Below are 25,706 nucleotides of genomic sequence, written 5' to 3' on the forward strand. Positions count from 1 at the left end.
GACGAGCAGGGTGACACCGAGCGGCCCGAGGTGGGACTTGTTGGCGAACAGCAAGGCAGCCCAGACGACGGCGAACCCGAACCGCACGAAGTACAGCTGGCGCAGGGCCGGCGTGAAGGAGAGGGCTGCTGGTGAGTCGACGGTGGTCACGATGATCCTTTCGGGACGGGGTGAAGGCGGTCCGGCAGGTGACACGGCCGGCCGCGGGAGGGGTGAGGGCGGCGGGCCGTCGGACCCGCCACCGAGAACGAACGTTCTCTCTCGCATCATCAGCATGGCAACTCCGTCGCGCCCTGTCAAGACCGAACGTTCTCCCCGCTGCACCCGGCCGCCCCCTGGCGTGCTCACCGGTGGGACCCGGCCCCCCGGCTCAGGGGGCGTAGAGGTCGACCGGGAGGGGGTGGTCGACCGGCACCACGCGGGAGTTGACGGCCGTGAGGCAGCCCGGGCAGAGCAGCTGCCGGAAGACGACCTCCGCGTCGACGTACACCGAAGGGTCGTGCCAGATGTGCGGGCCCGCCTCGGTTGGTGCCGCGTCGCGGCGGGCCAGGGCGGCGAAGAACGCGCCGCCGGCCAGCGGCCCGACCGCGTACCCGCAGTGGACGCACACCACCGTGCCGCCGTCCGGCGACTCCCGGACGGCGAGGTTGTCGTCGAGCCGGCGGACCTCGTCCAGGTCCGGTCGCGTGCCGATCGGCGCGAGCGCGGCAGCGGGCAGCCCGGCGCCCGCGGCGCGCCGCCGCCGCAGCCGTTCCCGGCGCTCCTCGGTCGCGTCCCCCCGCACCTCGCCGTCCTCGCCGAGCACGACGCCGTAGACGTCCCGGGCTGCGTCCACCGACACCCGGACCTGCCGCACGTCGTCGCGGACCCGCTCGGCCGGGCGCAGCAGCGGGTCGCCGTATCCACCGCCGGCCTGCCAGTGCAGGTAGAGCGCGTCGCCGGGGCCGAGGTCCGACTCCCCCTCGCAGGGGAGCACCTCGGTCGTGCCGCCGAGCTCGCCCAGGTCGGCGGGGATGGTGGTCGCCCGCACGAGCTGCGGGACGCCGATGCCGCGCACCACCAGGTCGAGCTGGGAGTTCCCGGGATATCCCCCGGCCAGCCCGACGTTCTGGTTCGCGACCTTGCCGGTCCCCGAGACGACCAGGGACATCGTCCCCTTCTGGTCGGGGTGCTGCACGTAGCAGACCGAGCCGCTCATCCCGCCGCGCTGCCGGCCCGGTCCGCCGGAGTCGGTCTGCTCGCGCCGCCACAGGGCGACGAGGGGATAGAGGTACTCGGTCATCTCGACGTCGGGCGCCCGGGCGGAGGGGATGATGAGCCGGCCGCCGGTGTCGACACCGTCGTGGTGCACCTGGGCCCCGTAGCCGCCGGCCATCACGTCGAAGATCGGGGACACGAAACCCTTGCTGCCGCCCCCGCGGACGTCGACGCCGGAGACGACGCACAGGTCGGTGGTGCCGTTGCAGATCGACTGCACGTCGTCGCGGTGGGCCGGTTCGGCGTCCAGCATCTTGGCGAGCACCTCGGCGACCAGGTTGCCCGAGCCCCACGCCGGACCGAACGGTCCCTTGCCCACCGCGGCCGGGAACGAGGCGTTGGTGAGGGTGTCCTCGTCGGTGACGATCTCGAAGCAGCGCATCAACCCGCCCGCGGCCCACGGGATGTCGCCGGCCAGCAGCGGCAGCAGGGTGAAGACGATCCCCGCGCGCAGGCCCGGGTAGGGGCAGTTGATGATGCCGGTCTGCCCGGCGGTGCCGCGGAAGTCGAAGACGAGCCGGTCGGCCTCCTTGGTCATCGCGACCTTGATGGGGTGCAGGCCGCGGTCACCGGTGCGCGACTGCTCCTGGTAACCGACCGCGCTCCACGTCCCGTCGGGCAGGGCCGCGAGCTTGGCGCGCAGCCGGCGCTCGGCGTCGTCCATCATCCGGCGCATGACGCCCTTGACGGTGTCGGCGCCGTACTTGGCGATCAGCCGGAGGATCTGCTCGCCCGCGTTCTTGTTGGCGGCGACCTTGGCCCGCAGGTCGAGGCCGACCAGGTGCGGAAGGCGGGATCGGCGGACCCAGGCGTCGGCGACGTCGCGCTGCAGCACGCCGTCGCGCACCACCTTGAGCGGCGGCGTGGGCACCGCCTCGCCGAACACGTCCTGGGCCGAGGGGCTGAAGGAGCCCGGCCGCGGCCCGCCCAGGTCGACCTGGTGGGCGATCGCCGTCGTCCACCCGAACAGCCTGCCCTCGTGGAAGATCGGGGCCAGCACCGCCGCGTCGTTCTGGTGCAGCCCGCCGCCGATCCACGGGTCGTTGCACAGGAACATGTCGCCCTCGGCGATGCCCGGGTTGTCGCTGCGGTGCCGCAGCGTCCAGACGACGGCCAGGTCCATCGAGCCGATCAGCCCGACGTTGTACGCGCCGACCTGGACCTGCTCGCCGAGTTCGTCGCAGATGGAGAAGTTGAAGTCGTTGGACTCGGTGACGACGTGCGAGCCCGACATCCGCCGCAGCGTCTCGCCCATCTCCTGGGTGATCGCCCACAGCCGGTGCCGGACGACCTCGTAGGTCAGCGCGTCGACCCGGTCGCCGTGCCCGTCGTCGATCCGGTGCAGCCGCAGGGTGGGCGAGATCTGCCGCAGCAGTTCCTCGCGGGGCAGCGGCCGGCTGGTGAACTCGTCCGCGCCGGGGATCTTGGATGTCATGGAAGCCGTCCTCACTGGTAGCGCAGCACGAGGTTGCCGAGATGGTCGACGTGGCCGGTGGCGCCCGCGGGGACCACGACCACCGTGGTCGGGACATCGACGACGGCCGGACCGACGAGCGTGTGGCCGGCGCGCAGCCGGGCGTACTCGTAGACGGGGGTGGGCACGAAACCGGTCTGCGAGTCGAGACAGACCGCGCGTTCGCCGATCAGGGCCTCCGCCGGGTCGGGGCCGTCGGCCCGGGGGACGGTGGGCAGCCTGACCGGAAAGCCGAGGCCGGCCTTGGCCCGTACGCGGTAGGTGATCGCCTGCACGCCGGCCTCGCGGTAGCCGGCGCCGCTGCCGTTGATGCGCTCGTACTGCTCCTCGAAGCGCTCCAGGATCTCCTCGCCGGTGCGCTCGGTGAACTCCGCGTCCGGTACCGGGGTCGCGAGTTCGGTGACCTGCATCGAGTACCGCAGATCGATCTCGCGCTGCAGCGTCACGTCGTGGAACGTCACCTTCTGCCGGTCCAGCGCCTGCCGCAGATCGGCTTCCAGGCGGGCGAAGTGGGCCGCGAGCACCGGGGGCGCGACCGGGAAGGACGACGGGTCGGAGAGCTCGGCGCTCATGACGATGTCCGAGGCCGCCAGCCCGTAGGCGGAGAACGCCGAGGCGACGGGCCCCAGGGGCACGACGACCTCGCTCACCCCCAGGTCCTGGCAGTAGCCGGCGCAGTGGGCGGGGCCGGCGCCGCCGAAGGCGTAGGCGACGAAGTCGCGGGGGTCGTAGCCGGCCTGCACCACGGCCCGGCGCAGGAGGTCGCCGGCCTGCGCGTTCTGCACCTCGTGGATGGCGATGGCGGCCTCCTCGACGGTCAGGCCGAGCGGCTCGCCCACGTGCTCCCGGATCGCCTCCCGTGCCAGGTCGATCCGCAGCGGCTTGCGGCCGCCCAGCAGCCCGCGGGGACTGAGGATGCCGAGCACCAGGTTCGCGTCGGTGTTCGTGGGGCGGGTGCCGCCGTTGCCGTAGCAGGCGGGACCGGGGACGGCCTCGGCGCTCTGCGGGCCCAGCCGCAGGTTGCCCAGGCCAGTGCCCCGCCACCCGAACCGATGGTGTGCACGCGGATGGTGGCCGCGTTGATCGGGAACTGGTTCACCACGGAACCCGGCGCCATGACCGGCTCCCCGTCCACGATGAGCCCGGCCAGGAACGTGGTGCCGCCGACGTCGGTGGTGATGACGTTGCGGTGCCCGAGTTGCTCGGCCAGGCGCATCCCGCCGATGACGCCGCCGGACAGCACGGACCCGACGGTGGTGATGGCGTGCTCGGGTGCCCGGTCGGCGGTGATGGTGCCGCCTTCGCTCTGCATCACCAGCAGCGGCCCCTTGAGCCCGCGCTCCTCCAACTGCCTCTGCAGGGGCAGGAGATACGTGCGCAGCCGCGGGCCCACCTGGGCGTTCATGATCGTCGTGGAGGTCCGGGCGAACTCGCGGATGCGCGGGCTGACCTCCGAGGAGAGCGTGACGTACACGTCCGGGTCGATCTCGTGGATCAGCTCGCGGACGCGCTGCTCGTGGGCGCCGTTCTTGAACGACCACAGCAGGCACACCGCGATCGCCTCGACGCCCTGGTCCAGCAGGGATCTCGCGACGCGGCGGACCTCGTCCTCGTCCAGCGGGACCAGTACCTTGCCGGCGTGGTCGATCCGCTCGGTGACCTCCAGCGCCCGGTACTTCGGGATCAGCGGCGCGGGCTTGCGCTGCCGGAGGGTGTCCTGGATCTCGTGGGCCGACCGGCCGAGCGTGCGGCCCTCGGCGTTCATGATGTAGATCGCGTCCCGGTGGCCCTTCGTGGCGATGAGCCCGACCTCGGCCACCTGGCCCTGGACGAGGGCGTTGATCGACGCGGTGGTGCCGTGGGCGATGTAGTCGGTCTGCGTGAGCAGTTCGCCGACCTCGATGCCCAGCCCGTCCGCGATGTCCTCGATCGCACGCATGACACCGATCTCGCGGTGCGGCGGCGTCGTCGGCGTCTTGGCCGACACGATCCGGCCGCAACCGTCCGAGGCGACCGCGTCGGTGAACGTGCCGCCCACGTCGATGCCCAATGCGTATGACATGTGCGTCCTCCTGGTGATCCCTGGTGATCTCTACCGCGGGTGGGCGGCGACCCGCCCGGTGACTGTGTGCAGGACCTCGGCGGGGCGGGCGTGCTCCCCGCCCATCCAGGCGACGTGCTGGTCGGGGCGCACCAGCAGCAACTCGGCGGGATACCGGTCGGGTCGGCGCACCGGCAGGTCGACCACGGTCAGCGGGATCCCGAGGGCGCGCGCCGCCGAGGTCCAGGACGCCACGTCGGCGCGCGTGTCGGTGCGCAGCAGGGTGAAGTCGGGGCCGAGCAGGTCGAGTACGGACCGGTCACCGTCGAGCCAGACGTGCGGCAACCGGAAGCCGGGCCGCGCGCGTTGCAGGTGGTCGCCCATGGTGATCGCGGCCCGGCCCCCGCCGCCGACCACCAGGGGTGAATCCGCGTAGTGGTAGCCGAAGCTGAACCCGTCCGGCGAGTAGCGGGGCGGCTCCGTGACCGCGAGCCGGCCGGCGAACTCCGCGCGGGCCCGCTCGCCGTCCGGGCCGGGCAGGTGGATGTCCGGCGAGTACTCCGCGTACGCGCTGCGCGCCGCCGTCCCCACCGCGCGGGCGAACTGCTCGCCCACCGGCTTGCGTTCGCGCTCGTACGCGTCCAACACCTCGGGGGGCGCCCAGCGATGGTGGACCGCCGCCAGCATCCAGGACAGCGTCGCCGCGTCCTGGATCCCCGCGTTCATGCCGAACCCCCCGACCGGGATCCAGATGTGGGCGGCGTCGCCGGCCAGGAACACCCGCCCGGCGCGGTACCGCTGGGCCACGAGCCGGCGTCCGGTCCAGCGCACCACGCCGAGCACCTCGTGCGCGACGGGTTCTCCCACCGCCTCCCGCAGGAGCTCGTCGGGGTCCTCGCCCTCGGTGTCGTGGTCGGGGGCGAAGGCGACGTGGTGGAGCCACAGCTCGTCGCCGTCGACGGCGATCAGCGAGGAGATCCGGCCGCCGTAGGTCCAGTACGTCCACGCCGGGTCCCGGGCCGCCAGCCGGCCGAGCGCGGGCGAGCGGAGGAAGGTCGACACGAACCGCTGGATCGCGTCGACACCCTCGTAGCTGATGCCGAGTTGGCGGCGAACGGTGCTGCGGGCGCCGTCGCAGCCGACCACGTACCCGCAGTGCAGGGTGCGCCGCACGCCGGAGGACTCCACGACCGCCTCGACGTGGTCGTCGTCCTGGCGGAGCCCGACCAGCCGGGTGCCCCGTTCGAGGGTCAGTCCGGGAAGCCCGCGCGCGTGCCGCTCCAGGATCGGTTCGAGGAACAGCTGCGAGATCCGGTGCTGCGGCTCCGGGGTGGGCCAGTCCTCCTTGCCGGCGCCGTCCAGGACGTCGCGCGCGGCCGGCAGGTCGATGCGGAAGATCTCCGCGCCGGTCAGGGTGGTCCGGTACCGGATGGACGTGGGGTGGTCCTCGGGCAGCCCGGCGCGCCGGATGTCGTCCGCGATGCCGAGCCGCCGGAAGATCTCCATGGACCGCGCGGAGGTGGTGTTGCACCGGGGGTTGACGGCCCGTTCCCCGCTCTCCTCCACGACGTGGCACGCCACGCCACGCCGGGCCAGGTCGATGGCGAGGGTCAGCCCGGCCGGGCCGGCACCGACGACCAGGACCTCGACCCGCTCCGCACCGCTGCTCGTCGGATGTGTCATGTGCTCAGGAACTCCCCTACCAGGCTGCAGAATTCGTCCGGCCGGTCGACGTGGATCCAGTGCCCGGCCCCCGCCACCACGGCGAGGCGGGCGTCGGGCAGGGCGCGGACCAGGCGCTCGGAGACCTCGACCGGCGAGACCCGGTCGCGTTCCCCGTGCAGCGCGAGCACCGGGCCGGCGATCCCGCTGGGATCGACCGGTGGAGGGCCGCCGGGGTCCGCGGGGGCGAACATCGACCGGAACGCCTGCTCCGCGCCCGGGCGCAGGGCCTGCCGCAGCCGGATCCGGGCGAGCTCGTCGAGGAGTGCCGGGTGGGCGCTCTCGTCGGCGACCAGCCGGGCGAGGGTGGCGCGCATGGAGCGCTCGGTCGGGTCCTCGTAGAAGGGCACCGCGGCGGGCAACGGCCCGCTGCCGGCTCCTCCCATGACGACCGCGCGGGCGATCCGTTCGGGCGCCAGGGACATGAGGGCCAGCGCGGCGGCCCCGCCCGCGGCCGAGTTGCCCACCAGATGCACGCGTGCCAGGCCGTCGCGGTCGAGGATGCCCAGTACCTGCCGCGCCCGGGCCCTCGCCCAGGCACCCGGGCCCTTGATCCCGCTCGATCCGGCGATCTGCGTGCCGAAACCGAGCAGGTCCGGCGCCAGGCAGCGGAACTCGCCGGCCAGCCGGAAGCGCACGGCCGCCCAGTTGCTCTCGGCGTCGACCCCCGGTCCGCCACCGTGGAGCAGGACGAGCGGGATGTCGCCGTCCTGACGGCCGGCGGTCTCGGATGCGGACGGCACCTGCGACCTCCTCGACGCACCACGTCTGTATGTAGCGTTCACTCTACGACCCCGAGGAGGCGTTGGCTACAGCGCGACCGGGACCACGACGGCCATGCCCAGGCCCACGGCCACGGGCCACGGGCCACGGGCCACGGCCACCGAGCGCCAGGATGGCAACCGCCGCCGTTCCCGTCAAGACCGAACGTTCTCCCCTGGCGGGAGAACGCTCGGTTGCGGCCGCGGGGCAATTTCCCTGGTCCGCACTAGAGACCGAACGTTCTTCCGTTTGTTAACCTGGTCAGCATGAGTCGGAGTACAGAAGGCGGCAGCATCTCCGAGGCGAGAGAGCGGCTGCTCAACACAGCAACCCGGATCTTCTACACGGAGGGGATCCATTCCGTCGGCGTCGACCGGATCGTCGAGGAAGCCAAGGTGACCCGGGCCACCCTGTACCGGCACTTCTCGGGCAAGGACGACCTGGTCCTGGCATACCTCTCGCTGGCCGACCAGGGCATCCGCGGGCAGGTCGCCACCGCCGTCGCGAGCAGCGAATCGGCGCCCGACCAGGTCCGGGCCGTCGCCAAGTCGATCACCGCGGGCATCCGGTCCCCCGGATTCCGCGGCTGCGCCTTCCTCAACGCGGTGGCCGAGTACCCCGATGCCTCGCACCCGATCCACCAGTCCGTCATGGCCCACCGCGAGTGGTTCCTGAACACCGTCACGGATCTGCTGGCACAGACGGGCGGCGGACCCGCCGACGCCGCCGGCCGGCACCTGGTCATGCTCCGCGACGGCGCGATGGCGGCCGGCTGCCTCTTCGACCCGGAGCTGATCTCCGACACCTTCCTGCACGGCGTCGAAGGCATCCTGCACGCGCGCACGGCCTGAGTCACCGAGCGGCCGGGCCGCCCGGGAGGCCGGCGCCTCGGCCCGGCGCGTTCCCGCCCGGAAACCGCCGTGAATCCGCTAGGAAGCGCGTCCTGACGCGCGGTCACGCTGCTCCGCGAGACCGCGGACCAGGGAGACGATGCCGTCGACGTGCGAGCTGTAGCTCACGCCGTCGAAGCTGTTGGTCACCGACAACCCGTCCATCATGGCCCGGCCGAGCACGGCGATCCGGTCGACGAACGCCTCGTCGACCTCCCCGCCGTCCGGCGCGAACACGGGGGTGAGGGCCTCCACCCACGAGGCGTGGGCGTAGTCGCGGATCCGGCGCACGGTGTGCGTCACCGGATCCGTCTCCTTGTGCGGGCCGACGCTGATGGCCAGCAGCAGGCGGAGGTACTCCGGCCGCTGGTCAAGGGAGTTGCACGCCGCGGTGACCCACTTCTCGAAGCGCTCGAGCGGCGCGTGCTCGTCGAAGGACGAGGGGTTCGGGAACGTGGCGTGCAGTTCGTCGAAGGTGCGCTCCAGCAGGGCCGCCAGGACGCCGAGCTTGTTCCCGAAGTGGTAGTAGATCGAACTCGGGGGCAGCCCGGAGGTGGCGCTCAGGTCCGAGATGGCCATCCCGTCGTATCCCCGGCTCGTGATGAGGGCCCGGGCGGCGTCCAGGATGACGTCGCGGCTGCTCACGCCGGCAGCGGTCGTTGCGGATCTCGGTTCCTTCACCACCCGTCAATGATAGGGGCCGAGCAGCCGCCCGCGCTGGCGGCGGGCACGAGACGGTACGGGGGCGGGCCGGGTGCGAGGGGCGCGAGGGCACAGGTAAGGACCCCCCTCCTAGGAATACAGCCCTTACCTGATGCCCTCGCCCGACGGAGCCGCCGCCTCAGACGAGGATCAGCTCGACGGCGATGTTGCCGCGGGTGGCGTTGGAGTACGGGCACACCTGATGGGCCTTCTCCACCAGGTCCTTCGCGGTGCCGGGGTCCACGTCCGGTATCGAGACGAGGAGCTTGACGTCGAGGCCGAGACCTCCGTCGGGGGTCTTGCCGATGCCGACCTTCGCGGTCACCAGGGAGCCGGCGACGCTGGTCCCGGTCTGTCGCGCGACAACGCCGAGCGCGCTCTGGAAGCAGGCACTGTATCCGGCCGCGAAGAGCTGCTCGGGGTTGGTGCCCGCACCGCTGCCGCCCAGTTCCTTGGGGGTGTTGACGACGACGTCCAGCTTGCCGTCGTCACTGGCGACGCGGCCGTCGCGGCCGTTCTCCGCGGTGGCGACGGCAACGTACAGGACGTCCACGGACTGCGTGGTCATGAGAAGTTCTCCTTCGAAGGTGGGGATGGGGGTGGGGTCGAGCGGGCTCAGCGTGCGGCCTGCTCGATGATCTTGGTGACGGCGCCGGGCCGGCTGACCATCACCGCGTGTGCGGCCTTCACCTCGGACACGTGGGCGTGCGCACGTGCGGCCATGAAGCGCTGCACATCGGGTGCGATCGCGTGGTCCTGAAGGGTGATCAGGTCCCAGGAGGGGATGGTGCGGAAGGCCTCACCGACGCTGGGGTCGGTGACCGCCCTGGTGTTGGCCGGGCGCTGCGCCGCGGCCAGGTTGGCGGCCGTGTCCGCGTCGACGTCGCCGGCGAACGCCTCCCGGAAGTGCGCCGGATCGATGGACACCTCCGTGCCGCCCGGCACCGGGGTGTAGACCAGCGGCAACGACGGAGAGGTCCGGCCGGCGAGGTCGCCGACCGTCTCACCCGTCACGGGGATGAACCCCGCGATGTAGACGAGGGACTTGACGTCGGGATCCGAGGTCGCCGCGTTGGTGATCACCGCGCCGCCGTAGGAATGGCCCACCAGCACCACCGGCCCCTTGATGGTGGCCAGGTAGCTGGAGAGGTACGCCGAGTCGCTGGTGAGCCCCTGCAGCGGGTCGGCGATGGCGCGCACCGGATAGCCGTCGGCGCGCAGCCGCGTCATCACCGCGTCCCAGCTCGACGAGTCCGCCCACGCCCCGTGGACGAGGACGACCGTCGGCTTGGGCGGCCCGGACTTGCTGTCGTTCGCCAGCGCGACACCGGGCACCATGGCCGCCGCGAACAGGGTGAAGGCGGCGGCTCCGGCGAGCGCGACGCGGCGGGAGAGACGGAGTTGCACGATGAATCCCCTTCTGGAGTGGGACGGGAGGCGGAACGCGGCGCTCGGCGATCGCCTGGTGGGGACCGCGACGCGGCCACGAAGTTCCGCTCCCGTACGAGGTAGACTAACTAGTAACTCTACCTGCCGCCACAGTGCCAGAACGGACGGCTCGACGCAAGCGAAGGGGGAACCCGTACGATGAGCCACGTGAACGTGCCCGTACGAGAGCGTCTGATCGACGCGGCCACCGAGCTCTTCTACGCGCACGGACTGCGCGCGGTGAGCGCCGACAAGATCATCGAGCGGGTCGGCACCACGAAGGTGACCTTCTACCGGCACTTCAGGACCAAGGACGACCTGGTCGTGGCGTACCTGGAGGGGTGTGCGACGCTCGAGCGCGACGGCGTCGGCAGCGTGATCGCCCAGGCCGGCGGGGACGTCGACACGGCCCTGCGCCTGATCTCGGAGGCCATCGGCACCCTGGCCTGCAGCCCGGGCTTCCGCGGCTGCCCCTTCATCAACGCGGCCGCCGAGTACCCCGATCCCGCCGGCTCCGTGCGCCAGGTCGTCGAGGCGCACCGGGCCTGGTACACGAAGACCTTCGAGCAGCTCATCGCGCCGCTCGGACTGCCGGACCAGGCCGCCGCCGCAGCGGATCTGATGGTCCTCCGCGATGGCGCCATGGTCGCCGGCTACCTCGGCGACCCCACCGCCGCCGCCGGTTCGTTCCTGCGCGGCTGCCGCGCGCTCCTTCGCCCGCTGCGCGACTGATCGGCACCAACTCCCGCACGGCGCAACGGGATCGGCCGATCCTCGGGCACCGAAACAGGCCAGTCGCGACCTGCCGCACCGACGACGCCACGTCATGAGCGGCCCGGCGCGCGCCGACCACCCCCCGAGCAGGGCCGTGCGGCGATGCCGGAGCGCCCACTGCCGCCCCCCGCTGCCTCCCCCCTGGACAGACTGGTCGGTCTGTTGTTAGCTTCGATCCGGACAGACCAGTCTGTCTGGAGGAGGGGTCCCTTGGCATCCCACTGCGTCCGCGCGGCCGCGACGGCCGACGCCACGGCGCCCGGCCGCGACCGACCGGACACACCCGTCGGCGCCGGCACGCTCGCCCTCGCGAGCTCCCTGGTCGTGCTCTTCCTCGCGAGCGCGAACGCGCCGAGCCCGCTGTATCAGAGGTACGAGGCGGCGTGGCACGCCAGCGCGCTGATCGGGACGGCCGCGTTCGCCACCTACGCGGCCACGGTCATCGTGGGGTTGCTGTGGCTGGACCGGCTGCCCGAGCGCTTCGGGCGCCGCGCGGTACTGCTCGCCTGCGTCGGCGGCCAGGTGATCGCCCTCGCCCTGTTCGCCGTCGCCGGCTCGTTCCTGGCGATCATCGTCGGCCGGGCGGTGCAGGGGCTGGCCTCGGGCGCCGCGTTCGGGACCCTGTCGGCCCTGATGATCGAGTCCGACGAGGAGCGCGGCCCGATCGCCGGCGCCGCCTCGCCCGGCACCGGGAGCGGGATCGGGGCGCTGCTGAGCGGCCTCCTCATCCAGTTCGCCCCCGGCCCCACCCACACGGTCTACCTCGTGCTGGCCTCGGTCCTGCTGGCCCAGGGGGTCCTGGTCCTGCGCCTGCTCCCGGACACGGGCCGGCGGCCGGGGCCGGTGCTGTCGCTCAGGCCGCGGATCGCCGTGCCCCCGCACGCCCGCGCGGCCTTCCTCGGCAGCGCGCCCGTGGTCTTCGCGGTCTGGGGCCTGTCCGGCTTCTACGCGGCGCTGAGTCCGGCGCTGTTCCGCACGCTGGCGCCCGGAGCCGCCGGCTGGCAGAGCGCGCTCCCGCTGTTCACGCTGCTGGGCACGGCGACGGTGACGACCGTGGCGCTGCGCCGCGTCGGCGGCCGGGCGGTCACCGTCGCCGGCCTGTTCCTGACGCTCGCCGGTCTCGGCGTGACCCTCGCGGCGCTCGCGGCGGGCTCGGTCGGCCTCTACCTGACGGCCAGTTCGATAGCGGGCATGGGGTACGGTTCCGGCTTCCAGGGCCCGGTCCGCATGGTGACCGCGGGTGCGTCGGACCGCGACAGGCCGGCGTTGATGGCCGCCGTGTTCGTGGTCGCCTACCTGGGCCTCGGGGCCGCCGCGATCGTGCCGGGCGCCCTGACGAGTGAGGGGATAGCGCTCACCCGGGTGGCTGCCGGCCTGGCCCTGGTGCTGGCGATCCTCAGCGCCGCCGCACTGGTGGCGGTCCTACGTGTCACAAGGAAGGTCGGATCGGATGCGGACTGACGTCGGCGGTTCACCACGCGAGCGGCTCCTCGCCGCCGCCGCGGAGCTGTTCTACCAGGAGGGGATCCGGAGCGTCGGCATCGGCCGGCTCCTCGAACACGCGGGAGTGGCGAAGGCCAGCCTGTACGACGCGTTCGGGTCGAAGGACGAGCTGGTCGTCGCCTACCTGAGGGCCCGGCACGACGCGATGCGGGGGCTCTTCCGCGACGCCGTCGCACGCCATGGCACCCCCCGCGCGAGGGTGCTCGCGCCCTTCGACGTCCAGGCCGCCTTCGCCGCCGACAGCACCTACCGCGGATGCGCCTTCGCCCGCGCCATCGCCGAGTCGCACCCGGCCGGCGTGGACACCGCGGCCTCGGACTACCGCGCCTGGATCCGCGAGACCTTCGCGGGCCTGGCGGCGGAGGCGGGCGCGGCCGACCCTCCGACCCTGGCGATGCAACTGCACGCCCTGTGGGACGGAGCCGCGCAGTCACTTCAGATGGACCACGACCCCCAGGTGGTGCGCGCCGCGCGCGACGCGGCGGCGGCCCTCCTCGACACGGCGCTGCCGGGCACGCGGAACGTGCCCTGACCACCAAGCAGCCCTTGTCCCTTGACGGATGACCCGAGAGCGACCAGGAGCGACACAGTGAACGACAGTCCCACGTACCCGACCCTCGGGCTCGGCGCCGACGAAGTCCTCACCACCACGCGCGCGGTGCGCCGGCGCCTGGACCTGACCCGCCCCGTTCCCCGGGAGTTGATCCAGGAGGCCGTGAAGGTCGCCACCCAGGCACCGACCGGCCGCAACCAGCAGCAGTGGGACTTCGTCTTCGTCGACGATCCCGAGACGAAGGCGAAGGCGGCGGACATCTGGCGGGCCGGGCTGATGGCCGGGGCGCCGGACGAGCACGACTCCGCCCCACTGCCCACCCGGATGAGTTTCGCCTCGGCGGAGTGGGGGCGGATCCGGGGCAGCCTCGGCCACCTGGTCCAGCACCTGCACGAGGTGCCGGTGCTGATGATCCCGGTGGTGCGGGTCGCCCGCCGGGAGGAACTCGACTCGGTCCGCGGGCAGGCGCACAGCTGGGGCTCGGTGATTCCCGCGGCCTGGAGTTTCATGCTCGCGGCGAGGGAACGCGGCCTGGGCACGGCCTGGACCGTCGCCCACCTCACGTACGAGCGCGAGATGGCCGACCTGCTCGGCCTCCCGTTCGAGAGGACCGTGCAGGTCGCGCTGACCCCGATCGCGTACACGATCGGCACCGACTTCAAGCCGGGCCCGCGGGCCGACGACGCGAACTTCAGCCACTGGAACCGCTGGTAGCCGTTCCCGTTCCCGTCAGCGGGCGGTGGACGTCAGCCGGTGACGGTGAGGACGAGCTTGCCGCGGGTCCGGTTGCCCTCGCCCAGGCGGTGGGCCTCGGCGGCCTGCTCCAGCGCGAAGGTGCGCTCCACCTCGACCCGGACCGCGCCTGCGTCGACCAGACCAGCGATCGTGGCCAGGGCCGGGGAGTCCGGCTCCACCAGGAACGGGCTGGTGCGCACCCCGGCCGGACCGGCCAGGAGGGACAGGCGCTCCGGGACGCCGCCGGGGATCGAGACGACGAGACCGCCGGGACGGGTCACCGACACGGACCGCGCGGCGGTGTCGTCCTGCGAGCCGACCAGGTCGATGACGACGTCGATGCCGCCGGTGACGTCCTCGAACCGCTGCCGGGTGTAGTCGATCATCTCGTCCGCGCCCAGTTCCTTGAGCCAGGCGTGCCGCGGTGCGCTGGCCGTCGCCACGACCTCGGCGCCGAGGTGCTTGGCGAACTGGACCGCCAGGTGCCCCACGCCGCCGGCCGCCGCGTGCACGAGCACCCGCTGCCCGGCCTGCACGCCGGCGGTGTCGACCAGCGCCTGCCATGCGGTGAGTGCCGCGAGCGGCAGGGCGGCGGCCTCGGCATGACCGAGGGAGGCCGGCTTGCGGGCGAAGTGCCGGGACGGCGCCGTGACGAACTCGGCGTAGCCGCCGGCCGGCCGCGGGAACCAGGGCATGGCGTAGACCTCGTCGCCGGGCGCGAGCGTGGTGACGCCGAAGCCGACCTCCTCCACCACGCCGGAGACGTCCCAGCCCAGGATCAGCGGCAGCGTCTGCAGGCCGGCCATGCCCTGGCCGGCGCGGGTCTTCCAGTCCACCGGGTTGATCCCCGCCGCGTGCACACGGACCAGCACCTCGGTCGGCAGCGGCTCGGGCCGGGCGACCCGCCCGGCGGTCAGGACCTCCGGTCCGCCGAACCCGTCGATGGTGACGGCACGCATGGTGTGCTCGCTCATGGTTCCTCGCTCATGTCTGTCGTGTCTGTTCCCGCCCGGGCCGGGCCCGGGCGAGATCCACTGTGTCGCGCCTCCACGACGGCCGGTGAGTGGCCTGAGGGACACCTGTCGTACTATTCCGGCCATGCCCCATCACGTTGCCGTTCTCGCGCTCGACGGAGTCCTGCCCCTGGACCTGGGCATCCCGGCCCGGGTGTTCAACGAGGCGTGCGAGCCGGACGGGACCCGTCTCTACTCGGTGCGCACCTTCTCGCTCGGCGGCCGACCGGTCCGTACGCACGAGGACTTCCGGATCCTGGTCGACCACGACGAGGAACTGCTGGAGACCGCGGACACCGTGGTGATCGCCACCGTGGAGCCCGGCGAGGAACTGCTCGCGACGGGGACGCTGCCGGACGGCCTCGCCGCCGCGCTGGATCGGATCCGGCCGCGGACCCGCATCGTGAGCCTGTGCACCTCGGCCTTCCTGCTCGCGGCCGCCGGCCTGCTCGACGGCCGGCGGGCCACCACCCACTGGGCGCTGTGCGACAGGCTCGCCGGGCGGTTTCCCGGCGTCGAGGTCGATCCGGACGTGCTGTTCGTCGACAACGGCCGCATCCTGACGTCCGCCGGTGGTGCGGCCGGCATCGACACGTGCCTGCACCTGGTGCGACTGGACCACGGGGCGACGGTCGCGGCGGCCGCGGCGCGCCGGTGCGTCGCGGCCCCCTGGCGCGAGGGCGGGCAGGCCCAGTTCATCGAGCACCTGGTCCCGCAGGACACCGACCGTTCCACTTCGGCGACCCGGCAGTGGGCGCTGGAACGGATGGCGGAACCGATCACGCTGGAGGACATGGCAGGGCACGCGCACATGAGCGTACGCACCTTCACCCGCCGTTTCCGCGGCGAGGCGGGCATCAGCCCGCTCAAGTGGCTGGCCCAGCGCCGGCTGGCCCACGCGCGCCAGCTGCTGGAGTCCACCGACCTGACCGTCGCACGTATTGCCGCCGCGAGCGGCTTCGGCGACCCGGTCGCATTGCGCAAGCACTTCCACGCCCAGGTGGGCCTGGCCCCCCTGGCCTACCGCCGCGCCCACCACGCCCCCGACCCGGCCCCGGTACGGTGAACGCTCCTCCCTGATCCGGGGAGGCGGCCGCGCGATCGGCTTGCGCGGGCAGCGGCTCCGGCTCGACTTCCGGTGGTGGGTTGCATGCCGGCTGCCGCAGACCCCGCCAACCGGTTGTCGACTCCCCCGCCGAGCGGAACGAGAGGGTCCCATGCGCACTCTTTACGTCGTCACCCATCCGCAGGCGACGCACCACGTCGAGGGAGTCGTCGGCGGATGGCACGACTCGCAGCTGACGCCCGCCGGCGTCCGTGCGGCGGTCTCCATCGCCCGGGAGCTGCGGGCCCGGATTCCGGCCGGCGCCGAGGTGGAGCTGTTCACGTCGGATCTGCGGCGCACCCGGCGCACGGCCCATGAGGTGGCCGAACTGTTCGGGGTGAAGCCGGTCCTGGACCGCAGGCTGCGCGAGAAGTCCTACGGCGAGGCGGAGGGGAAGCCGCAGGAGTGGCTCGACCGGCGCTTCGTCCCACCGCCGGCGGTCGGGGAGCGAATGGACCACGACGAGGGCGTGCGGGGCTCCGAGACCAAGGCCGCGTGGGCACGCCGCATCTACGCCGCCATGGACGAGATCCTGCGGAACCCTTGCGAACACCAGATCATCGTGACGCACGGCGGCTCCTTGACGTGCGTCGTGGCGTCCTGGATCAGGATGCCGGTCGAGTCGCTCGGTTACGCGGGCTTCCGGGCGCCCTCCGGCAGCATCACCACGCTGCGCGAGGACGACTTCCTCCACAACCGCCAGGTCCTCGGCCTCGGCGACACCCGCCATCTCGACATCCCCGCGGCGGGCTGACCTCGACCCGCGCCGTCCGAAGGGGCGTGCACGGCGGGCCGCTCAGCGCAGGAAGCCCTCGTAGTGGCGCTGTTGGAGCTGGCTCTCGATCTGCTTCACGGTCTCCAGGCCCACCCCGACGATGATCAGGATGCTGGTCCCGCCGAACGGGAAGTTCTGGCTCGCGCCGGTCGCGGCCAGCGCGATGGTGGGGATGAGGGCGATCAGTCCCAGGTACAGCGCGCCCGGCCAGGTGATCCGGTTGAGGACGTAGCGGAGGTACTCGGCGGTCGGCCGCCCGGCCCTGATCCCCGGGATGAAGCCGCCGTACTGCTTCATGTTGTCCGCGATCTCGTCCGGGTCGAAGGTGATCGCGACGTAGAAGAACGCGAAGAACACGATGAGCAGGGAGTAGACCGTGAGGTAGACCGGGTGGTCGCTCTTGGTCAGGTTCTGCGTGATCCAGACCTGCCACCCCGCGTCGCCGTGCGAGAACTGCACGATCAGCGCCGGGAGGTAGAGGAGGGACGAGGCGAAGATGACCGGGATGACGCCCGCCTGGTTCACCTTCAGCGGGATGTAGGTGGAGGTACCCCCGTAGGAGCGGCGGCCGATCATGCGCTTGGCGTACTGCACCGGGATGCGGCGCTGGGCCTGCTCCACGAAGACCACCAGGCCCACCACGGCCAGCGCGACGAGAACGACACCGCCGAACTCGATCCAGCCGCCGGCCAGACTGCCCTGCTTCTTGATCGCCCACAGCGCGGACGGGGTGGTGGCGGCGATCGAGACGAACATCAGGAGCGACATGCCGTTCCCGATGCCGCGGTCGGTGATCAGCTCACCGAGCCACATGACCACGCAGGTGCCGGCGGTCATGGTGACGATCATCGTCACGGTGGTGAAGAGCGCCTGGTCCGGGACGATGTCGGAGGCGGCGGTGCAGTTCGAGAAGAGGGCGCCGCTGCGGGCGGTGGACACCAGCCCGGTGCTCTGGAGGACGGCGAGTCCCACGGTCAGGTAGCGGGTGTACTGCGTGATCTTCGCCGCGCCGGCCTGGCCCTCCTTCTTCAGGGCCTCCAGGCGCGGGATCACCACGGTCAGCAGCTGCAGGATGATGCTGGCGGTGATGTACGGGAGAATCCCGAGCGCGAAGATCGTGATCTGCAGCAGGGCGCCCCCGCTGAAGAGGTTGACCAGCCCGAACAGCCCCTGGCTGCCCGAGGTCTGGTCGAGGCACTGCTGGACCGCGTGGTAGTCGACACCCGGGACCGGGACGTGGGTGCCCAGCCGGTAGACCACGATGATGCCGAGCGTGAAGAGCAGTTTCCCGCGCAGGTCGGGCGTCTTGAATGCGTGGACGAAAGTGGCGAACACGGTGCCTCCGGCGACCCTGCGCGCATGCGCCGCCGTCAGGGTCGGAGATTGTCGACGGCGCATCACCGCGGAGGCGATGGCGTCGCTCTGGTGAGGAAGGAATCGGCAGAGCGGGATGACGTGGCGGCGGCTCTCCTCGCCCTGCGCCCGGCACCCGTCCCACGCGTCTCGCGCGAGCCGGCGGGGCGCCTCGTCGAGACCAAACGTTCTGTCTTGTGCGATGCTGGGCCATCCCGGCGCCGCTGTCAAGACCGAACGGTCTCCCTCACGGCGGCGGAGGTCGTGCGGGCGCGCCCCAGAGGGTGTTCTCGCAGGTCCAGCAGATCGCGTGCCTTCGGTGCGCGCCCCGGGGGGAAAGAGAGATGATGCGTGCGCCGGAGCAGTGCGTGAACCCCTTTCAAGGAGAGACGATGTCCATACGGCTTGGCGATGCGGCCCGCGTGCTTTTCCAGGGCGACAGCATCACCGACGCGAGTCGGGACCGCGAGGACGATGCCGGCCTGGGAAACGGATATGTCAGCCTGATAGCCGGGCGGTTGGCCGCCGACGGCTCCGGCCGGAAGGTGCTCAACCGGGGAATCAGCGGCAACCGCGTCGTCGATCTGCGGGCGCGCTGGCAGGAGGACGCCCTTGATCTCGCGCCCGATCTGCTGTCCGTCATGATCGGCGTCAACGACACGTGGCGCCGTTACGACGCGAACGAGATCACGACGATCGAGGACTACGAGCGGGACTACCGCTTCATCCTCGAACAGGCGCGGGCGATCGGCGCGCAACTGGTCCTCATCGAGCCGTTCCTGGTGCCCGTCGACGACGAGCAGTGGACCTGGCGGGAGGACCTCGACGGGCGGATCCACGTCGTCCGCCGGCTTGCCGCCGACTTCGACGCCGCCCTGCTCGCGGCCGACGGACTGCTCAACCAGGCGGCGCGCGAGGCAGGCAGCCCGGCCGCGATCGCTGACGACGGCGTGCACCTGACGCCGGCCGGGCATGCCTGCCTGGCCGCCGCCTGGGAGAAGCTGGTCGGTGTCGAGCCGGTCACCGCCCCACACGAGCCAGAGCTCAGCGCCAACACCCCTTCATGACCACGGAAGTTGCCTGACCGGCCCGCCTCCCGGCCAACACCGGCCGCGCGCACCACGGCGAGGGCGTCCGCCCCGGAACGGATCCGGGTATGGACGCCCTCCCGCCGTCTCAGCCGCGCATGGGACGCTCGGCTCCCGGCCGCCCGGCCCACGCACCGGCGCACCCGTGCCGTTAGGGGGCGTTCGGCGCGTATCGTCCGGACATGGACCCCGCCGCCTCTCCCCGCGTCCTCGTCATCGGACTCGATCCGTACCGGGTGCCCGGGCCGTGGGATCCCGAGCCGGTGGTCCGGGCGATCGAGGAGGGACTGGCCGAGTTCGCCGAGCACGGCGTCGGCGTGGAGACCTGCCTCATCGGCCTCGACGGAGGCGACGACGTCGACGGGGTTCTGGGGAACGCGCTGCGCGCCCATCCGTGGGACTGCGTCACCGTCGGCGGCGGCCTGCGGCACTCCGACGACCAGGTCGAACTCCTGGAGCAGGTGATCAACCTGGTCCGCCGGCACGCCCCCGACGCCGCCATCGCCTTCAACAGCAGCCCGGCCACCACCTACGCGGCCGCGGCCCGTTGGATCGACCGATGACGGCCCGTCCCTGACGCCCCTCGAACCTAGCGCCCCTCGAAGTGCTCGGGCCGGCTGAGGGGCAGAGGGGTCGCGCGGAAGACGTTGTCCGGGTCGAACCGCTGCTTCACCGCCAGCAGGCGCTCGGTGTTCGGGCCGTAGGCGTCGGCGGTCCGGACGGCCTCGTCGGGGCCGAGGAGGTTGGGGTAACCGCCCGGCAGCGCCTCGCCCTCCAGCGCGGAGGACAGGCTGCCCGCCCAGGCGCGGTGGTCCGGCGCCCGGTCGTCATCGGGCTCCCAGACGGCGATGATCTCGATCATCAGGTGCGGGTCGCGGTTGCCGAAGGCCGTCTCCGTCACGGGTACCCGGGTGGCGGCTCCGTGCAGGCTGTGCACGGACACCGCGGAGAGGGGCGAACTCAGCGTGGCGCCGGCAAGGTTCAGCACATCCGTCACCCCCACGGTGAGCTTGGACACCGAACGGGTGCGGATCTCGACGTGGCGGCCGGAGGGGAACTGCGCGTCGATGCCCGCGAGCAGCTCGGGGACGGTCGTCGGGCCGATCCGCGAGAACAGCGGTGTGCCGAGGGTGTTCAGCCGCTCCAGCGCGCGTTCGCCCGCGGCGGCGTCGTCGCCGCTCCAGGTGGGGGCGAGGAAGACCACGGGTTCGCCCATGGGACCCAGGAGGACGCCGAACTGCACCGTCAGCTCGTCCGGGTTCTCGGGCAGCAGCTCCGCGAGCCCGGCGAGCACCGGCGCCACCTGTGCCCACGGGAACATCACGATGCCGGACAGCACGGTCGGTACGGCGTGCAGCCGTACCCGCATCGAGGTGACCAGACCGAAGTTGCCGCCGCCACCGCGCAGCGCCCAGAACAGGTCCGGACTCCGCTCCTCGTCCACGGTGACCGCCGAGCCGTCCGCGAGCACCATGTCCGCGGACACGAGGTTGTCCAGTGCGAGTCCGAACCGGCCGACCAGCGGCCCGTATCCACCACCGAGGGTGAGGCCCGCCATGCCGACGGAGCCCGCGGTGCCGGTGGCGGCGGTCAGGCCGAAAGGCTGGGCGGCGCCGACGACATCACCGGCGGTGGCCCCTCCGGACACCTCGGCGATCCGGGCCACCGGGTCCACCGTGACACCGCGCATCCCGGCAAGGTCGAGGGTCAGACCGCCGTCGCTCAGCGCCCGCCCGGCCCAGTCGTGGCCGCCGCCACGTACCGACAGGGGCACCCCGAACTCCTGCGCGGCCAGCACCGCGGTCCGGGCGTCGGCGGGGTCACCGCACCGCACGATCACGCCGGGGCGAGCGGACACCGCGCCGTTCCACACCTGCCGGCCCGCGTCGTAGTCCGGCCCGGCGGTGTGCACCCGGCCGGCGCCGACGGACCGCTCCAGGGCGTCGGCAAGGCGGCTGGGGCGCGGGTCTTCCGGTGGGGTCATGAGCACATCTCCTCAAGGGATCGTGGCTGCGCCGGCGGACAACAGCGCCCTGCCGGACGGGACTCGACGCGTCATGGCTCGCGTCACGGCAGTGTCGTCCACGCGCGGACAGAACGTTCGTTCCCCCATCACGATACAACGTCGCCCCGCCGTGTCAAGACCGAACGTTCTCCTTGAGGACGCGCGGGAGCGAGCGGTCCGGGCGCGGCCGGGCGCCGGGGCGGTACCGCGGACCCGGGCAACGCGGCCCGCACGGGCGGCCGTTGCGTGCGCGCGGGGAAGCGCGGCCGGGCTCACCGGGACGAACTCCCGGCACCACGGCGGGGGCCGGTGCGTGGACGGATCTCCGGGGTGACATGATGCGAGCCGCTTCGACCGGGCCATCGAGCCCTCGAAGCCTCTCGCGGGTGTGGGCCCGCAGCGAGCGGGGCCCGAGCCGGGCGCCGCTCGTCGAATTCCCTGGGGAGGGACTCGTGTTTTCCAAGCGCGCCGTCACCGCTGCCGCCGTGGCGGGAACCGCCGCCGTACTCCTGGCCTCCGGCAGCGCCTACGCCTGCAGCATCGGCGACTTCACCGCGAAGGCGTCCTGCGACACCAGCACGGGCGAGGCGCAGGCCGCCATCACCGTGACGGACACGGACCCCTCCGGCACGCCCGCGGACATCACCGTGCGGATCCGGATGGCGAGCGGGTTCGACGGTCCGACCGTCGGCACCGGGCACATCGACCACTTCACCACGGGAGAGGCGCGGACGACGATCCTGGTGCCGTGGCTCCAGGGCTACCAGTGGAACGTCTCGGTGACGGCGGGCGGTCTCGTCGACGAGCGGCTGACCGACCTGCCGATCTCGCCGGACACCGCGTGCGTGCCCGACACGTCCCAGCCGTCCGGCACGCCGGCGACCGGCAGTCCGGCGCCCTCGGCGTCGGCGACCTCCTCGGCCTCCGTCGCGCCGGTGTCCTCGACGTCCGCGGCCCCGTCGGCGCCCGCGTCCTCGACCGCCGCGGCGGCCGGGCTCGCCGAGACCGGAGGCGGAAGCAACACCGGCCTCATCGCCGGATCGGCGGCCGTGGTGATCGCCGCCGGTGGGGGCATCCTGCTCGCGATGCGCCGCCGCACGGCCGCCGGACGGCACTGACCGCCGGCCTGCCCGGGACCGGGACCACCGGGTCGTACGCGTCCGGAGACGCGTACGCCCCGGTGCTCCAACGGCCGTTCGGCACGGCGCATTTCACCGCGGATCGGACCACGCGGCCCGGATCGCGGATCGGAGCACGGGTCGGACCACGGGTCGGACCACACCTCAGACCACGGGGATGATGCCGCCGTCGACCCGGAACTCCGCCCCGGTCAGCCACTTGGCACGAGGCGAGGCGAGGAACGCGATCATCTCCGCCACGTCCTCCGGATCGCCCGGACGCCCCATCGGAATCCGGAGGCGCTCCACGATCTGCTGCGTCAGCTCGTCCATGCCGATGCCCTGGCTGTCGGCCGCCCGCTGCAGGTGGTCGACCGCTCCCTCGGTGGCGATGAAGCCCGGCAGGACGCACACCACGCGCACGCCGCTGCCGCCCACCTCGGCCGCGAGCCCACGGCTGTAGGTGTTGAGCGCCGCCTTGGCCGCGTCGTACGAGGCCGCGCCGGGCTGGGGCAGCCTGCTGGAGATCGCCGAGACGTGCACCACGACGCCGGAGCCGCGCTCGACCATCCCCGGGACCAGGGCGCGGTCGAGGCGCACCGCGCTGAGCAGGTTCATGTTGAGGTCGGCGAGCCAGGACGCGTCGGACCGCTCCAGGGCCGGCGCCGGGGTGGTGGCGGCCGCCGCGTTGTTGACCAGGACGTCGACGCCTCCGACGCTCTCCAGCACCCGCCGCCCGAGTTCCGCCACCCCCTCCTCGGTCCGCAGGTCCGCGGGGATGAAGGCGGCCGGCATGCCGTCCGGGGGCGCGCTGCGCGAGGCCGTCAGCACCGTGGCGCCGGCCGCGGCGAAGCGGCGGGCCGTCGCCTCCCCCAGGCCGCGGCTGCCCCCGGTCACCAGGACCCGCAGGCCGCCGAGCCCCTCGTCCACAACCGTCACGTGCGCGCTCCTTCAGTAAAGTGAACCTGACTCCGGAACTGTACACCTAAGCGGAACCCGACTCACCTTATGGAGGACCGTTGCCCTCGCCCCGCCCGATGCGCGCCGATGCCCGCCGCAACCGCGAAGCGCTGCTGACCGCCGCGCGTGCCGCGTTCCTGACCGGCGACGCCGACGCCCACGTGGAGGAGATCGCCCGACGGGCCGGAGTGGCGGTCGGCACGCTCTACCGCCACTTCGACACGCGCGAGGCGCTCGTCGCGGAGGTCTACCGCCAAGAGGTGGCCGAGCTGTGCGCGGCGCCGCCGGACCTGCTCGCACAGCACGCCCCCGACGAGGCGCTGCGCCGCTTCCTCCTGCTGCTCGTGGCGCACTCGGCGGTGGGCAAGGGCATGGGCGAGGCGCTGGAGAGCATCATGGCGACGGACTCCGCGGTTTTCGACGACGCGCGCACCGAAATGGCCACGGCCCTCGACGAGTTGCTCGCCGCGGGCGTGGCCGCCGGGGTCGTGCGCGAGGGCGTGAACGGACGCGTCCTGCTGCGCGCCCTCGGCGGCATCTGCGGCATGCACGCGAAGGGTTGGCAGGACGACGCGGCGCGGATCACCGAGATCCTCTACGACGGGATGCGGTACGGCGCGGCGAACTCCGCGCGGGCGAGCGACGGTTGAGGTGTGGGGTTGCCGCGCGCGTGAACGGGGACGCGCCGGTCGTACCGTTACGGGGGGGACGCGCGCAGGGCGGGACGCGCGTTCACCATCGGCGACGGCTGACGTCGCGCGTTCGGGCAGGCGGGCGGATCGGGCGGGCGGGCCGACCGGCCGGCGGGTCAGGCGGTCAAGCCGGCGCTGGTCAGCCAGATGTGACGGCACGTCAGGGAGGCCGACTCCAGACCCTCCCTTCCTTCGCGCGAGGCGTGGTAGAAGGTCCGCTCGATCATCCAGCACAAGGCCGCCGCCATCGCCGACGCCTGTTCCGGTCCGCGCCCGGGCGCGATGCCCGCCCGTTCCAGGACCGCCGTGATGGCCGCGATGAACAGTTCGGCCGTACGGTCCCACAGGTCGCCGATCTCGGGCACGGTCAGGGACAGGTCGATCGCGGTGCGCATCACCACGCCGTGCTGGTCCCACAGGTCGACCGTGCGCTGCATGGCCGCCGCGACGGCCTGGCGCGGGTCGTCGTTCTGCGCCGTGGCGCGTGACCGCTCCCACAGGTGCTCGACGGTACGGGCCACGAGCGCCGTGACCACGTCCTGCTTGGAGCCGAAGTAGAAGTACAGGGCACCCCGCGTGATGCCGGCGCCCTGCGCGATGTCGCCGACGGTCATGGCGTCGTAGCCCTTCTGCGCCAGCAGGGCCTCGCAGGTGTCCAGGATGGTGCGCTCGCGGACGTCGCCCTTGCGTTCGGCGGGCCGCCGGCTCTGCGCGTGGGGGCGGTCGGGTGTCACAGCTGGGCCCCCTCAGGGAAGTCGGTGGTCCGGGAGAGGGCGTCCCACGCGCGGATCTCCTCGTCCATGGCCTCACGCGCGGCGGTGACCAGTCGCAACGCGTCCGAGCCGAGCACGAGATGGGCCGGCGGGCGCTCCAGCGAGGCGATGTGCACGATCGCCTCAGCGGCCTTGGCGGGGTTGCCGAGCTGGTTCCCGCTGGCCGCCTGCCGCCGCTCGCGGATCGGGCCGAACAGGGTGTCGTAGTCGTCGACGGACCGCTCCGCACGGGTCATGGACCGGCCCGCCCAGTCGGTGCGGAAGGAACCGGGCTCGATCGCCGTCACATGGACGCCGAACTGCTCGACCTCCTTGCCCAGCGACCAGAGGATTCCCTCCAGGGCGAACTTGCTGCCGGCGTACGCGGACATCCCCGGCACCGGCATCAGGCCGCCCATCGAGCTCACGGCCATGAGGTGCCCGCGGCGGCGTTCGCGCATCGCGGGAAGGGCCGCCTGCAACGTCGACACGGCCCCGAAGACATTGACCTCGAACTGCCGGCGCACCTCGGCGAGCGGGGTCTCCTCGAAGACCCCCTCCAAGCCGTAGCCGGCATTGGCCACGACGACGTCCAGGGGGCCCACGTTCTTCTCCACCTCCGCGAACACCCGCGGGACGGCCTCGTCGTCGGTCACGTCCAGCAGGCGCCCGTGCGCGCGCCCCGGCTCGAGCTCCTCGAAGGCCCGCAGGTCCTCGGGCGAGCGAACCGTCCCCACGACCACGTGCCCGGCGTCCAGGACGGCCTGGGCCAGGGCGCGCCCCAGCCCGGTGCTCACGCCGGTGATGAGCCATTTCTGCATGACGTACCTCCCAAGAGACCGAGCGGATCCCGGTCCACTCCACAAATTCTACACCGTGCAGATTTTCGTCATCGCGTCGCTTATTCTGGTCACGCGGGCCGGGGGCCGCGAGGCCGTACGGGCGGAGGCGGGCCGGCAGCGGGTACGGGATGCCGCGGCCGCACAGCAGGCGGCGGAGGACGC

The 25,706-nt window shown here is 72.5% G+C and carries 24 protein-coding genes and 1 pseudogene; 11 read left to right on the top strand and 14 right to left on the bottom strand.

The features are described 5' to 3' along the window. Nucleotides 1–370: 370 nt before the first annotated feature. The 5 genes and pseudogenes from C4U44_RS39660 to C4U44_RS39675 all read right to left on the bottom strand — a co-directional run bounded on the left by C4U44_RS39660 (nt 371) and on the right by C4U44_RS39675 (nt 7,237). A complete protein-coding gene (locus C4U44_RS39660) occupies nt 371–2,692 on the bottom strand; it encodes a hydantoinase B/oxoprolinase family protein (RefSeq protein WP_103890991.1) in 2,322 nt (773 codons plus the stop codon). 11 nt (nt 2,693–2,703) lie between these two features. Continuing rightward, nucleotides 2,704–3,303: a hydantoinase/oxoprolinase family protein gene (locus C4U44_RS43145; protein ID WP_235032703.1), complete on the bottom strand. Its 600-nt coding sequence runs from the start codon at nt 3,301–3,303 to the stop codon at nt 2,704–2,706. Between the two features lie 60 nt (nt 3,304–3,363). Then, nucleotides 3,364–4,793 (bottom strand): annotated as a pseudogene (locus C4U44_RS39665) (hydantoinase/oxoprolinase family protein); the annotation flags it as partial. A 30-nt stretch (nt 4,794–4,823) separates the two neighbouring features. After that, nucleotides 4,824–6,455 carry an FAD-dependent monooxygenase gene (locus tag C4U44_RS39670; protein WP_103890992.1) on the bottom strand — a complete coding sequence of 544 codons (1,632 nt, stop codon included), beginning with the start codon at nt 6,453–6,455 and terminating at the stop codon, nt 4,824–4,826. Continuing rightward, entirely contained in the window at nt 6,452–7,237 is a 786-nt protein-coding gene (locus C4U44_RS39675; RefSeq protein ID WP_103890993.1) for an alpha/beta fold hydrolase, read from the bottom strand. Before C4U44_RS39675 ends, C4U44_RS39670 begins: the two co-directional genes overlap by 4 nt. A gap of 285 nt (nt 7,238–7,522) precedes the next feature. Between C4U44_RS39675 and C4U44_RS39680 the strand changes: the two genes are divergently transcribed. Then, complete coding sequence (locus C4U44_RS39680) at nt 7,523–8,107, top strand: TetR/AcrR family transcriptional regulator (protein ID WP_103890994.1); 585 nt, start codon at nt 7,523–7,525, stop codon at nt 8,105–8,107. A gap of 78 nt (nt 8,108–8,185) precedes the next feature. Here the strand turns inward: C4U44_RS39680 and C4U44_RS39685 are convergent, their stop codons facing one another. From C4U44_RS39685 to C4U44_RS39695, 3 genes are all read right to left on the bottom strand, one after another. Further along, complete coding sequence (locus C4U44_RS39685) at nt 8,186–8,791, bottom strand: TetR/AcrR family transcriptional regulator (protein ID WP_235032700.1); 606 nt, start codon at nt 8,789–8,791, stop codon at nt 8,186–8,188. A gap of 196 nt (nt 8,792–8,987) precedes the next feature. Then, a complete protein-coding gene (locus C4U44_RS39690; protein ID WP_103890996.1) occupies nt 8,988–9,416 on the bottom strand; it encodes an organic hydroperoxide resistance protein in 429 nt (142 codons plus the stop codon). Nucleotides 9,417–9,463: 47 nt separating this feature from the next. Further along, nucleotides 9,464–10,255, bottom strand: a complete 792-nt coding sequence (locus C4U44_RS39695) for an alpha/beta fold hydrolase (RefSeq protein ID WP_235032701.1) — start codon at nt 10,253–10,255, stop codon at nt 9,464–9,466. A gap of 180 nt (nt 10,256–10,435) precedes the next feature. Here C4U44_RS39695 and C4U44_RS39700 point away from each other — a divergent pair, with 180 nt between their 5' ends. From C4U44_RS39700 to C4U44_RS39715, 4 genes are all read left to right on the top strand, one after another. Further along, nucleotides 10,436–11,008, top strand: a complete 573-nt coding sequence (locus tag C4U44_RS39700) for a TetR/AcrR family transcriptional regulator (protein WP_103890997.1) — start codon at nt 10,436–10,438, stop codon at nt 11,006–11,008. A gap of 252 nt (nt 11,009–11,260) precedes the next feature. After that, on the top strand, nt 11,261–12,511 hold the full coding sequence (locus C4U44_RS39705; RefSeq protein WP_160145210.1) for an MFS transporter: 1,251 nt from the start codon (nt 11,261–11,263) through the stop codon (nt 12,509–12,511). Then, nucleotides 12,501–13,085, top strand: coding sequence for a TetR/AcrR family transcriptional regulator (locus C4U44_RS39710; protein WP_103890999.1), 585 nt, complete (start codon nt 12,501–12,503; stop codon nt 13,083–13,085). Before C4U44_RS39705 ends, C4U44_RS39710 begins: the two co-directional genes overlap by 11 nt. Nucleotides 13,086–13,142: 57 nt before the next feature. Continuing rightward, nucleotides 13,143–13,820: a nitroreductase family protein gene (locus C4U44_RS39715; RefSeq protein ID WP_103891000.1), complete on the top strand. Its 678-nt coding sequence runs from the start codon at nt 13,143–13,145 to the stop codon at nt 13,818–13,820. Nucleotides 13,821–13,852: 32 nt separating this feature from the next. Here the strand turns inward: C4U44_RS39715 and C4U44_RS39720 are convergent, their stop codons facing one another. Then, nucleotides 13,853–14,815, bottom strand: a complete 963-nt coding sequence (locus tag C4U44_RS39720) for an NADP-dependent oxidoreductase (RefSeq protein WP_103891001.1) — start codon at nt 14,813–14,815, stop codon at nt 13,853–13,855. Between the two features lie 124 nt (nt 14,816–14,939). Here C4U44_RS39720 and C4U44_RS39725 point away from each other — a divergent pair, with 124 nt between their 5' ends. Both C4U44_RS39725 and C4U44_RS39730 read left to right on the top strand, forming a co-directional pair. Beyond that, nucleotides 14,940–15,920: a GlxA family transcriptional regulator gene (locus C4U44_RS39725; protein ID WP_103891002.1), complete on the top strand. Its 981-nt coding sequence runs from the start codon at nt 14,940–14,942 to the stop codon at nt 15,918–15,920. A gap of 151 nt (nt 15,921–16,071) precedes the next feature. After that, on the top strand, nt 16,072–16,713 hold the full coding sequence (locus C4U44_RS39730) for a histidine phosphatase family protein (RefSeq protein ID WP_103891003.1): 642 nt from the start codon (nt 16,072–16,074) through the stop codon (nt 16,711–16,713). A gap of 42 nt (nt 16,714–16,755) precedes the next feature. Here the strand turns inward: C4U44_RS39730 and secY are convergent, their stop codons facing one another. Further along, the gene (secY, locus tag C4U44_RS39735) at nt 16,756–18,069 is read right to left on the bottom strand and encodes a preprotein translocase subunit SecY (RefSeq protein WP_235032702.1); all 1,314 of its coding nucleotides are present in this window, start codon (nt 18,067–18,069) and stop codon (nt 16,756–16,758) included. A gap of 410 nt (nt 18,070–18,479) precedes the next feature. On the opposite strand from secY, the gene C4U44_RS39740 reads away from it, so the two are divergent. Both C4U44_RS39740 and C4U44_RS39745 read left to right on the top strand, forming a co-directional pair. Further along, entirely contained in the window at nt 18,480–19,154 is a 675-nt protein-coding gene (locus tag C4U44_RS39740) for an SGNH/GDSL hydrolase family protein (protein ID WP_103891005.1), read from the top strand. Between the two features lie 203 nt (nt 19,155–19,357). Next, a complete protein-coding gene (locus C4U44_RS39745; protein ID WP_103891006.1) occupies nt 19,358–19,738 on the top strand; it encodes a hypothetical protein in 381 nt (126 codons plus the stop codon). Between the two features lie 26 nt (nt 19,739–19,764). Here the strand turns inward: C4U44_RS39745 and C4U44_RS39750 are convergent, their stop codons facing one another. Continuing rightward, nucleotides 19,765–21,159, bottom strand: coding sequence for an FAD-binding oxidoreductase (locus C4U44_RS39750; RefSeq protein WP_103891007.1), 1,395 nt, complete (start codon nt 21,157–21,159; stop codon nt 19,765–19,767). Nucleotides 21,160–21,632: 473 nt separating this feature from the next. On the opposite strand from C4U44_RS39750, the gene C4U44_RS41805 reads away from it, so the two are divergent. Further along, nucleotides 21,633–22,298, top strand: a complete 666-nt coding sequence (locus tag C4U44_RS41805) for an LAETG motif-containing sortase-dependent surface protein (RefSeq protein ID WP_160145211.1) — start codon at nt 21,633–21,635, stop codon at nt 22,296–22,298. A 165-nt stretch (nt 22,299–22,463) separates the two neighbouring features. Here the strand turns inward: C4U44_RS41805 and C4U44_RS39760 are convergent, their stop codons facing one another. After that, a complete protein-coding gene (locus tag C4U44_RS39760) occupies nt 22,464–23,237 on the bottom strand; it encodes an oxidoreductase (RefSeq protein WP_103891008.1) in 774 nt (257 codons plus the stop codon). 80 nt (nt 23,238–23,317) lie between these two features. On the opposite strand from C4U44_RS39760, the gene C4U44_RS39765 reads away from it, so the two are divergent. After that, a complete protein-coding gene (locus C4U44_RS39765; protein ID WP_103891009.1) occupies nt 23,318–23,908 on the top strand; it encodes a TetR/AcrR family transcriptional regulator in 591 nt (196 codons plus the stop codon). Between the two features lie 158 nt (nt 23,909–24,066). Here the strand turns inward: C4U44_RS39765 and C4U44_RS39770 are convergent, their stop codons facing one another. Together C4U44_RS39770 and C4U44_RS39775 are read right to left on the bottom strand one after the other, a co-directional pair. Next, nucleotides 24,067–24,684, bottom strand: coding sequence for a TetR/AcrR family transcriptional regulator (locus C4U44_RS39770; protein WP_103891010.1), 618 nt, complete (start codon nt 24,682–24,684; stop codon nt 24,067–24,069). Further along, nucleotides 24,681–25,523: an oxidoreductase gene (locus C4U44_RS39775; RefSeq protein WP_103891011.1), complete on the bottom strand. Its 843-nt coding sequence runs from the start codon at nt 25,521–25,523 to the stop codon at nt 24,681–24,683. Before C4U44_RS39775 ends, C4U44_RS39770 begins: the two co-directional genes overlap by 4 nt. Nucleotides 25,524–25,706 lie beyond the last annotated feature (183 nt).

The sequence above is a fragment of the Actinacidiphila yanglinensis genome (genome assembly GCF_900107965.1).
Taxonomy (GTDB): domain Bacteria; phylum Actinomycetota; class Actinomycetes; order Streptomycetales; family Streptomycetaceae; genus Actinacidiphila; species Actinacidiphila yanglinensis.